This is a genomic window from Ramlibacter sp. (assembly GCF_035706265.1).
GTDB lineage: Bacteria > Pseudomonadota > Gammaproteobacteria > Burkholderiales > Burkholderiaceae_C > Ramlibacter.
Genome location: NZ_DASSVG010000574.1, coordinates 1 through 10,945, shown reverse-complemented (window position 1 = coordinate 10,945; position 10,945 = coordinate 1). Strand labels below are relative to the sequence as shown.

Annotated in this window: 8 protein-coding genes; 2 read left to right on the top strand and 6 right to left on the bottom strand. The window is 68.7% G+C overall.

Annotated elements, in window-relative coordinates; translation table 11 throughout:
• Nucleotides 1-1,954 (top strand): pilus assembly protein (locus VFM98_RS20585; protein ID WP_325111762.1); only part of this gene is annotated, 1,954 nt, incomplete at its 5' end.
• 271 nt (nt 1,955-2,225) lie between these two features.
• On the opposite strand, the gene VFM98_RS20580 is transcribed toward VFM98_RS20585, so the two are convergent.
• From VFM98_RS20580 to VFM98_RS20555, 6 genes are read right to left on the bottom strand one after another with little or no spacing between them, the layout of a single operon-like run.
• A complete protein-coding gene (locus tag VFM98_RS20580) occupies nt 2,226-7,430 on the bottom strand; it encodes a pilus assembly protein (protein ID WP_325111761.1) in 5,205 nt (1,734 codons plus the stop codon).
• A complete protein-coding gene (locus VFM98_RS20575) occupies nt 7,405-8,025 on the bottom strand; it encodes a hypothetical protein (protein ID WP_325111760.1) in 621 nt (206 codons plus the stop codon). Before VFM98_RS20575 ends, VFM98_RS20580 begins: the two co-directional genes overlap by 26 nt.
• A complete protein-coding gene (locus VFM98_RS20570; RefSeq protein WP_325111759.1) occupies nt 8,019-9,092 on the bottom strand; it encodes a PilW family protein in 1,074 nt (357 codons plus the stop codon). The genes VFM98_RS20575 and VFM98_RS20570 overlap by 7 nt, the downstream gene beginning before the upstream one ends.
• Complete coding sequence (gene pilV, locus VFM98_RS20565) at nt 9,089-9,562, bottom strand: type IV pilus modification protein PilV (RefSeq protein WP_325111758.1); 474 nt, start codon at nt 9,560-9,562, stop codon at nt 9,089-9,091. Before pilV ends, VFM98_RS20570 begins: the two co-directional genes overlap by 4 nt.
• Before the next feature lie 10 nt (nt 9,563-9,572).
• The gene (locus tag VFM98_RS20560) at nt 9,573-10,178 is read right to left on the bottom strand and encodes a GspH/FimT family pseudopilin (RefSeq protein ID WP_325111757.1); all 606 of its coding nucleotides are present in this window, start codon (nt 10,176-10,178) and stop codon (nt 9,573-9,575) included.
• Nucleotides 10,172-10,612, bottom strand: coding sequence for a type IV pilin protein (locus VFM98_RS20555; RefSeq protein ID WP_325111756.1), 441 nt, complete (start codon nt 10,610-10,612; stop codon nt 10,172-10,174). Before VFM98_RS20555 ends, VFM98_RS20560 begins: the two co-directional genes overlap by 7 nt.
• A 149-nt stretch (nt 10,613-10,761) precedes the next feature.
• On the opposite strand from VFM98_RS20555, the gene VFM98_RS20550 reads away from it, so the two are divergent.
• The coding region (locus tag VFM98_RS20550) for a hypothetical protein (protein ID WP_325111755.1) at nt 10,762-10,945 on the top strand (184 nt) is incomplete at its 3' end.

Sequence of the window (10,945 nt, the reverse complement as noted above, 5' to 3'; positions counted from 1 at the left end):
CGTCTCGGAATGCGCGGCCAGCTTCTGGACCACGGATTCGGGCGGCTACTGGGAAGACGTCTACGGCAACCAGCTCACGCGCAGCGCCTGCACCGTGTTCCCAACCGTGGACGGCAAGACAGGCAGCGAGTGGTCGGACCTGCCCGACGGGCCGGTGGTGGAAAAGGGCGGGGCCGCCGAGGTCCTGCGCAAGGGAAATGGAACAACCACCGCGGCCGGAGCTCCCACCTGGCAGGTTGCTCGCAAGATACTCACCTACTCGGCGAGCACCAGCTCCAAATTGACGACGCTGACTGCGTCCGTCGCGAGCTGGGGGGACGACCTGTACAAATGGGTCATTGGTTACGACGACGCGCGGGAGTTTCCCGATGGGGAGATCACCAGGCGGACTTTTTCCGAGTTCACGAACACGAGCGCGACGGATCGCACCCGACCTTCCATCCACGGTGACGTGATCCACTCGCGCCCGCTGCCGGTGAACTACGGCGACTCGGGCGTGACGGTGTACTACGGCGCGAACGACGGCATGCTGCGCGCCGTGAACGCCGAGACCGGCAAGGAACGTTGGGCCTTCGTAGCGCCGGAACACTACGATCGCTTCCAGCGTTTGCACGACAACGTGCCGCTGGTGAACTATCCGAACGTCGACGCCAGCCTCAACCCGAGGCCGCGCGACTACTTCTTCGACGGCTCGCTGGGCCTGTACCAGAAGGCCGACAACTCCAAGGTCTGGATCTTCGCCTCGCAGCGGCGCGGCGGCCGCATGCTGTACGGCTTCAACGTCACCAACCCCGACAGCCCGGAGCTGCTGTGGCGCGTGGGCTGCCCGAACATGACCAACGACACCGGCTGCACCAGCGGCTTCGAGAAAATGGGGCAGACCTGGTCGCTGCCCAGCGTGGCCTTCCTGAAGGGTGAATCCACGCGGCCTTACGTCGTGGTCGGCGGCGGCTACGACGGCTGCGAGGACGCGAACTCCGCGAGTCCCACCTGCACCAGCAGCGGCCGCAGGGGCAACGTCGTGTACGTGATCGACGCCCAGGACGGCACCAAGGTCGCCAGTTTCAGCACCGGCAACGGCAGCGTCGCGGCCGACGTCGCGATGTCGGACGCCAACGGCGACGGCTCCGTGGACTTCGCCTATGCGGCCACCACCTCCGGCGAGATCTACCGCATCGACTTCTCGGACGCTTCCTTCGCCCCCACGGGCAAGAGCGACTGGAGGGCGCGCCGCGTGGCCTTCACCGCCGGCGCCGGCCGCAAGTTCCTCTATGCGCCGGCGCTGCTGCGCGCGGGCAGCAAGATGTACGTTGCCGTGGGCAGCGGGGACCGCGAGCACCCGCTGGACTCGCACTATCCGTACGCGGATCCGGTCATGAACCGCTTCTACGTCCTGCTAGACGACCTGTCCGTGCCGGCAAGTGCCAGCGCCAGCGCCGACGCCGTGGACCTGGACAACCATCCGGACATGAGGGACTACAGCAACGGCGACGCGGCCCTGTGCAGCGTGGCCGGAGTGACGCCCAACTCCGGGCTCAAGGGCTGGTTCATGAACCTGAACCGGCGCGGCGAGCAGACCGTGACCTCCGCGCTGATCGCCGCGGGCATGGTGACCTTCAACACCAACCGGGCGCTGCCCGCGGCCGTCAACGCCTGCACCAACCCCCTGGGCGAGGCGCGCGGCTACTGGGTGAACCTGCTGAATGCCAGCGGCGGCATCGGCGTCGGCACGGCGACCTGCGGCGGAGACCGCTCCTCGGTCTTCGTCGGCGGCGGCCTGATGCCCTCCCCAACCATCGCCTCGGTGATGATCGACGGCAAGATGGAAACGGTGGCGATCGGCGCCGCCCAGCGCAGCGGTGGATCCAGCTCCGGCATCGCCCCGCAGCAGGTGAAGCCCGCCATCAGCTCCAAGCGCAAGACGGTCTACTGGCGCTCGAACCGGGCGGATTGAAGCCGATCGGCGGAGGATGAAGGCGGGTTTCTCCCGCCTTTTTCTCTTTCTGGTTCTTCCCCGATGCCCGCGGGGCGAGGGGACGCATCGTCGAAGCCCCTCGGACGTCTCAGGGGCAACCGTGTCTCACCCCCGCACGGTGCAGGTCCAGGACAGGGCCCCGTCCCGGGCCCGCCCGAAGCCAACGGGATGCGCCCAGAGCGTTGTACGTCGCGAGAATGCGGGACCTGAGGAGTGACGAAGAGGGCGGGTCCGCGCCCGCCCTCTTGCGTCAGTCGCTGTTCAATTCACGCCAGGAGATCCGGCGCGGAGGCTGGCCGGCCGGGTTGTACGGCAGTTCCTGGGTGTTCGTCACGCCCATGTCGGTGCCGCCGCCGGTCTGCTCGGTCGGCGTGCCGCCGCCGGACATCCGGATCACGCCCTGCACGCTGCCCTTCTGGGTCTTCACCACCGACGGCCGGGTGGCGACGCAGGTGCACAGTTCCTCTCCGGCGACGTTCTTGGTGCCCTGCACGGCGCTGCCGGTCAGGTAGTCGAGGTAGTACAGGAAGCTCTTCGCGTCCACCAGCGTGCTCTCGCCCGTGCAGCCCACGACCAGGCCGGTGGCGGGCGGCTGGGGCTTGATGGTGGTGAACACCACCGTGCCGAGCGCCAGGGTGGCATCGGTCACCGAGCGCTCGCCTCCCAGCGGGAAGTCGATGAACCAGCCGTTCTTCACGCTCCAGTCGACCGGGTTGGAAGTGACCGTGCGCACGCTCTGGCCGGGGGTGCAGATCGAGGTGGAGGTGCCTTGCGGGCATTCACCCTCGGTCAGTGTCTGCTGCACGAAGTTGCTGCCCGCCACCCGCGGCGTGGTCAGCGTGGCCGCGTCGAGCTTGTCCTTCACGGCGTACATCGTGTAGGTGTTCGTGTCGGTGAGGTCGCCCTGGCCCAGGTAGCGCCCCGTGCCGACGATGACCAGCGGCTTGTCGGCCACGGTGGCAACCACCGGCTTGGAGGTGATCGACTGCGCGTTGCCGGCCGGGTCCTTGAACTGCACCAGCAAGTGGGCGTCGATGCCGGCGGTGCCGAACATGTCGTTCACGTCGAAGCGCCACAGGTTGCCCAGCAGGTCGCCGCCGTACACCTCTTCCACCGTGTTGTCGACGCTCGCGTTCGGCGCGCGCGCCTGGATCTTCGCCAGCCCGCTCGGCAGGGCGGCGGTGCCGACGCCGGTGGAAATCGTGTTGATCACGGCACCGGTGGCGGCGTTGAGCACGAACAGGCGGCCGATGCCGTCGGTGTTGTTGTAGCCGGAGGCCACGATCACCACCCAGGTGCCGTTGCGCAGCTTGGTGATGCGGGGGTTGCTGTAGCTGAAGCCGAGGTCGGCGTGCGTGAACTCCCACAGCAGGCGGGGGCTCGCCGGATCGGTGATGTCCAGCGCGTAGTAGGCCTTGCCGCCCTGGTTGAGGCCGCCCACCAGGATCGTGCGCCATTCGCTGGCGGCGCAGGCGTTGGTCGGCGCGCGCGGGCAGATCTCGCCCACTTCCGGCGTGCCGTCGACGAAGTAGCGGTGCTTGTTGGCGTACTCGGTATCGGCGAGGCGGTAGATCTCCGGCAGCACCGCGGACGGGATGAAGGCCCAGCGTTCCTGGCCGGTCACGGCGTCGAACGCGTGCAGCATGCCGTCGTTGGCCGGCACGTACACCGTGGCGGCGCGGCTGGCCATGTTGTTCTTGAACTGCGCGAATCCGGCGTCCAGGTAATCCTGCATCGGCTGCTTCACGTAGCGCGCCTCCGCCGTCACGATGTCGCCGAGCACGTGGGTGCGCTGGCGGTAGTACGTCCCTTCGTAGGTGCGGTCGCCGCGCAGGTAGTTCACCAGGTTCTCGCCGGCGGCGCTGTCCTGCGCGGTGCCGGTCATGCACGTCGGTCCGCTGGTGCAGAACTGGGTGAGGCCCCGGGTCGTGTCCACGAAGGAGATCGAGGACTTCGAGAAGAAGCCCTGCTGCGAGCCGCTCAGGCTGGCCCAGGTGAAGGGGACCAGCGCCGGCGAGCCGGAGACCGAGCCCACCGTGTAGATCGTGCGGGAGACCGGGCCGGCCGGCAGCGCCACGACGTTCTGGCCGTCGTTGCCGCTGTCCCCGCCGTCGAAGGCGGCGCCGGAGGTGTAGTCCGCCGTCACGGCGTAGCACACGCCGCCCTGCTTGAAGGCGTCGTGCCGCTTGTAGGCGTGGTTCGCCTGCCAGCTGGTGGTGGCGCAATCGAGCAGCTGCATCGCCGACCATTGCTGCGCGGTGAGCGAGCCGTCCTCGTTGAAGTTCTGCATGATCAGTTCGCCGAACCACTCGACCGACTTGTACGAGGAGCTGAACACGAAGTTGTCGCTGCTCGTGATGTTCGGGTTCGAGCTGGCGGCGGCGGCGGCCGTGCCGGGCCGGGGCGGATTGTTGATCTGGCTGAGCACGCCGGTCAGCGCATCGCCCAGGGAGATCGGGTCGGCGGCGCTGAAGTAGGTGCCGTGGCCGTTCACGGCGGCGTGCCACAGGTCGTCGATGTTGGCGCTCGAATCCGCCGCCGGGGTCGGCCAGGTGCAGGTGGCGCCCGAGGAAAGCCAGGGGCAGATGCCGCTCGTGGGGTTGGCGATGCTGCCGTTCGCCACGCCGAAGAAGTCGCCCGACTGCTGCGACCAGTAGTCCGGCTGGTACACCCGCTGGCCGGAGAGGTCGTTCTGGAAGTTCGAGTAGACCATCTGGCCCTGGGCGCCGAGGCCCAGCGTGTGGGTCGTCATGTGCTGCTTGACGCTGGCGTCGCGGCCGAACGGCTGCACGTTGTTCGTGCAGAGGTTGCTCGGGGTGGTGGCCGGCGGCACGATCGGGCCTTCGCACGAGCCGGTGCGGTCCACGCCCGTGGTGGCGGCCGGGTCGCGCAGGTCGCGGTTGTAGTAGTACGCGGCGATGTCGGCCAGGGTGTTGCTGGTGCCGCCGGAGGAGGTCAGCTGGCATTCGCGCGCCACGCCGACGTCGAAGGTGGTGGGGCCGGCGCTCTGCGGAACCGCGGTGCAGGTCGCCACATTGCTCCAGCCGGTCCAGGCGCTGTAGCCGCAGGTCACCATCTGGCCCTGGTCGTTGGGCGTGCTGGTGGCCGTGCAGGAGGCCACGTTCTGCGGATTGCCGGTCATCTGCCGGCAGTTGCGGTAGACGGTCGTGTTGGTGAAGTTGCCATCGACGAACTGCGGCTCGCAGGTCGGCGTCGCGACCGCCGTCCCGAAGCTGTACTGGCAGCCCGTGTGGCGGCCGTTGGAATCGGGCTGGGTGGGAGTGCACGACGCCGCGGAAACGAAGGGCGACACGACCACGTCCGCCTGGCAGTCGCGTGCGACGGAGACATTCCATGTCGTGCCGTCCCGGGTGCCGGTGGACCGCGCCACGGGGGTGCACGACTGCGCGCCGGTCCACGCGCCGTCCTTGTACCTGCATTCCGTGCGGCTGTTGCTGCTGGTATCCCAGGTGCAACTGCTGGTGTTGAACCAGCCATCGTCGTCGGTGCTGCCGCTCCTGTTCCAGGTCTTGCCCTTGTCGTCCGAGGTGCGCTTCTGCAGCTGTGACGTGCGCGTCTGGTCCTGCAGGGTGCCGCGGGTGAGGGTGCCCACTTCGGCGGTCTGCGTCGTGATCCTTCTCTGCAGCTGGCTGGTGCGCGCCTGGTTCTGCGCCTGGCCGCCGTCGTTGTACGGCCGCGGCAGGGGGCCGTCCTGGTTGTCCATCGCGGTGCTCCCATCGAGCTTCACGCCGCCGGCGCCGTTCCAGAAGCCGTCGGTGGACAGGATGGTGTAGTTGCGCTGGCAGGAGAACTGCAGGGGCTCGCGGACCCGGACGCCGTTGACGGTGTCGCCGTTCAGCACGCCGGCGTAGAGGCGGCCCGCCGTCGACAGCGCGGCGCGCAACGGCGTGCCGCTGTTCGGCCGGGCGGCGAACAGCTTCGAATACCAGGTGAACTTCTGGCTGCCGGCGAAGGTGTCGATGTTGACGAAGTCGCTGCCCGTGTTGTTGTTCAGCGTGAGATAGCCGACGCGGTAGCGGCTCTTCGTTTGCGCGATGTCCTCATCGGTGTCGAGGGCCGAGAAAGCGCGCGACGTCGACGTCTTCATCATCTGCATGCGCGTGCGGTAGTACGCCCACCAGTTGGCGTAGTTGGTCATCTCCTCCTGGTAGGAGCAGGTCCGGTCGGCGCGCGACGTGCAGTCGGTGCGGCCGGGGGCCTTGGTGCTGCTGCCCGGGTAGGGGTAGCTGTCGATGCTGCGGGTGATGACGGTCAGCACGTTCTCGCCGGGCACCGGGTTGGTGCTGCGGCCGGTGCCGTTGCTCCAGTCGGGCAAGGGAATGCTGTCGCGCGCGAAGGCGCCGCCGGTCGAGACGGAGAGGGTGCCGGACTTGTTCACGGCCGGGGTGCCGCTGGTCGTCCCGGGTGCGTAGATGCGCACCGTACTGCTGCTGCTGGAACTGGTGGCGAAGTAGCCGACCACCTGGCAGTTGCTCCCCGAAGGCTTGCCGAGGGTGCAGGCGTTGATGGCGTCGCGGACGCGGTTCGCGACGGTGGCGGAATCGCTGCTGCTCGTCGTCGAAGCCGACAGGATTTCGAGGTTGTCGACCTTGATGCTGGTGACCACCGCATTGCTGGCGTTGCTGAAGCTGATGGTGGTCGTCCGCGGCGCGGGAATGCGCGGCCGGGTGTAGCTGCCGCCCGGCAGGCTGCGGCAGGTGGTCAGGGCCGTGCTGTTGCACCAGCGCAGGGGCGCCGCATACTGGAAGTTGCCGGTCGGTGCCGAGGCGGCAGTGCAGTTGGTGAGCGCCGGCGAGTCGCAGTATTCGCCGGGGATCACGGTGTAGAAGAACGCCTCGGCTTCCAGGTCCGTCAGGGGACGGTCGCCGTCGGACTCGCGCTGCACCCCATAACCGTCATAGACCACCGCCCGCCAGTTGGGTTTGGCGGCACTGCTGGCGCCGGTGCTGGAATCCACCCCCGTCATGCTCGGATAGGTGCTCGTGTCCTTGCCGCCCGCTTCGGTCGAGCCGATCGGCGGCTGGTAGCGGATCGCCGGGTTGTAGGCCACGCCGTTGAACGCGGCGTTGCGGAACAGGAAGGAGGGCAGGGACTGGGATTCGTCGATCGAGGTCCGGGTGGGATGCAGCGGCCCGAGGCCGAGGCTGGAGTTGGCCGCGTAGTTGCCGGGGCGGTCGTTGGCCCAGTCCGGCAGGTAGTCCCAGTTCATGCTGCCGGAGTCGTCCAGCACCATCAGGATGTTCGGCTTGATGTCGACCGCCGAGCCGACCGCGAAGGTCGGCAGCGGAACCGACGACAGGTCGGTGGCGGCCAGCAGTCCCAGCGGCGCCGAGACGCTCAAACCGAGCGCCAGCGCGCGGGCCAGGGCCCGGCGCGCCGGCCGGCCCGTTCGCGCCGCCGGGGCGGCGTCACATCGCAACAAAGGATTGAACATAGCTTTCCGTTCTCCTCGGACCGGCGACGCGCACAGTGATGCGGTAATAGACGGCCGTGGCGGCCTTGAGCCGGATGTCGTCGCTGCCCTGCCCATTGCCCGTGGATTCGGAGATGACCGCCGGCGAGGAAACGCAGTCGCCGCCGGCGCCGGCCGGCTTGGCGTAGGCGCACTGCCGGTGGACGACGTAGAAGATCCGGTTGCCGAAGGTGTCCGGGCTGTTGGGAGCCTCGCGCGCGACCGTCTCCAGGTTGTCGTGCCAGAACTCCTGCCAGCTCTGGGTGCCGGCGGGCTTGTCGGCGACCGAGAGGGTGGCGAAATAGCCGTTGGTGGCGTCGTTGGTGTCGAGCGTGCCCTCGGTCGCCTTCTCGGCCAGCATGCCGAGCGCCGCTTCCACGCCCTTGTCGGCCGCGTGGGTGGCGGCCTGCTGGAAGGCGAGGTTGCCGGCCACCAGGGTGGCCGTGTCCACCGAGCGCACCATCGCGATGCCGGCGATCGTCAGCGCCACCAGCACCACCAGGGCCACGATCAGCACGATGCCGCGCTGGCCGGCGGCCCGCGCCCGACGCGAAAGGACGAAGCTGCGGTTCAACATCCCGATGGCACCCTGATCCAGGCGGTGTTGCGCGCCGGCGCAACGGTCTCGAAGGTCTTGTAGCGGTAGCACTGCCAGTCGGAGGCGGCGCTGAGGTCGACGGGCGCGGTGGAGCCCCCGGTGCTGCCGGCCCAGAGCGGCGTGGCCGCCGTCACGGTGTCGCAGACGCGCTGCCGGGTCGTCTCGTCGATCTTCGTCTCGTACTGGCTGCTGCGGGCCACCAGCACGAAGCGCACCGCCGGCGTGCGGGCCCACTGGCAGGCGCTGGCGGGGATGGTCTGGTCCCACAGGTCGACGCCGTCCATGGCGCCGGCCGGGGCCGTGTCGCGGCCGTACTGCGCGCGCAGGCTCACGATGTTGGCGCCGACGGCCGTCCAGTTCGCCGCGTTGGCGACGCGGCAGTCCGACAGCATGAAGTCGCAGGAGGTCAGGGAGCCGTTGCGCACGGCATAGGCCACGATGCGGGGCACGCGTCCCAGGTTGAAGATGCTGGTGGCCGCCGTGTTGGCCGTGTCGACCGTCACCGTCGCCGCGCCGAGGGCCGTCACCCGTGCCAGCGTGAGGGTGCCGCTGCAGACGTTGGGCGAGGCCAGCACGTAGTCGCCGACGGCGAATGCGGAGGGCGAGCGCAGGGTGTAGCTCGAACCGCTGACGGCCACCACTTCCTGGCCTTCGGGCTGGCCGCTGTCGCTGCTGTAGAAGACCAGCAGCCGGTCGGTGTTGGCATCGGCCGCGGGGACCAGGGAGGTCGGGGGATTGATCACCACCGGGGCCAGCGGCACGGTGGCGCCGGTCGGCAGAGCCACGCTGCAGTTGTTGAGGAGCGCGTTCGACGTGAGGCCGAAGCCGGCCTGGACCAGGTCGCGCTGCATCAGGTGCAGCATCACGGCGCCGCTGGAGAGCGCCTCGTTGCCGGCCGTGCTGGTGCGGGTGCGCTGGTCGGAGGTGAGCAGCACCTCCATCATGATCACGGTGCCGATCATCGCGATCACCAGGCCGACCAGGATCTCGACCAGGGTGAAGCCGGACTGGCGGCGCAGGGGCGGGGCGAGGCGCAGGGCTTTCATTGGACGATCTGCGTCTCGACGTTGTACTGGTGGCGCGCCGCCGCCGGATCGTCGGACACCGCGTTCCAGTAGATGGAGATCGTCACGATGCCTTCGTCGTTGACGGCGACGGAAGGGCGCATCGTGGGCGAAGTGATGGTCGCGCCGGGCAAGGTGTTGGACACGGTGGCGGCCCAGTCGGTGTAGCCGGTGCAACTGCCGTCGGTGCAGGTCTCGTACTTGGCCTTCAGGTTGCCGACGGCGCGGTTGTCGCCCCACATCTGGCCGATCAGCTGCTCCGCGAGCTGGGCCGCATCGGCGCGCATGCGCGCTTCGGTGGACTGCTTGACCGCGCTGGCCTGCAGCCCCACCAGGCCCAGCACGCCCACCGAGAAGATCAGGATCGCGATCAGGGCTTCGAGCAGCATGACGCCGCGCTGCCGCCGGCGCATGCGGGGCCGGAGGGCAGGCAGGGGGCGGAGCGGACGCATCTCGGTCCTCCTACCAGGGGCAGGCGCGCGGGTCGGGCGCGGAAGTGGCGGGATCGCACATGCGGACCTGGCCCATGGCCGTCATCACCACGTTGAGGCAGCGCAGCTGGCCGCCATCCCTGGCGCATGCTCCGGCGGAAGGATGCGTGACCTGGAACACCATCATCTTGTCCGCCGGCAGCGTCCCGCTCTTGGTCCGGCCCATGGCGTTGAGCCAGAGTTCGCCCGGCACTTCGGTCGGGTCGCCGCCGCCGGCATCCATCTGCAACACCTGCACGGCCACGCCGCCCGTGGTGTCGTTGCCGGCCCGGCTCTGGATCGTTTCCGGGCAGGCCTCCTGGCCGTCCACGATGGTCGTGTCCACCGATTCGCAGCCGACCACCCAGGTCCCGCCGGCGGGGCCGAGGGTGAACTTGACGATCCGGTTGCGGCGCAGCGCTTCCGTGCGCGCGAGCACGAGCCCGTTCTGGATCGCGTCGGCCGTGCCGCGGATCTGCCGGTTCTGCATGCCGGTCTGGAAGGCGGGGATGCCCATCGCGATCAGGATGCCGGCGAGGGTGACGCCGATCATCACCTCGACCAGGCTCACGCCGCGCTGACGTCCAGGGTTCAGCACGAATTTCCCGCCTTGGTGAGCCAGCAGTTCACCGTCCCGTCGCTCCAGCCGGAGACGCCGCTGACGACGGTCTGCCTCGCGTTCGACTGGTCGACGCTGTACGTGAAGCCCTCCATCCCGTTCTTGCCGCGGGCGTAGAGCGTGTAGCCGGTGGCGCTGCGCGTGTCGGTGCCGCCGTTGCTGGCGGAAAAGTCGAAGTACTTGCTCGAGGCGGTGTCGTTGTTGCCGGCCGGCGCGCCCTCGTAGGTGCGGTTGTCCTGGAAGAACTGTTCCATCTGCACCCGCTTGTTGGCCAGTGCGGTGGTGGCCTCCGGGATCCGGCCGCGCGTGATGTAGGACCGGTAGGAGGGCAGCGCGATCGCCCCCAGGATGGCCACGATGGCCACGGTGATCATCAGTTCGATCAGCGTGAATCCCGATGTTCTTCTGTCCATGTGTGGCCTCATTGCGACGGCCATGCGGCCGCCTCCCGATCCGGTTTGCCAGCCAGCTTATGCTTTAGTCCGTAGGCATCAGGGCCGGCCTGCGATGAGTGGGTAAGCATGCCTGACGGACGGCGCAGCTCATCTGGGGGATTGTTCGGGTGGTCAACAGGGCGCCGCGCGGTAGTCGGGAAAAGGGGGCCAGGCTCGCGCCGGGGCGCCCGCACCTGCCATGGAAATCGCTGTGGCCTGCCATTGCCCTCTCCGTCGTCGCCCACCTCCTGCTGCTGTTCACGCTGAGCCTGCCGCGCGAGGCCCGGGCGCCTGTCCCGGTGCTCCTGGTCA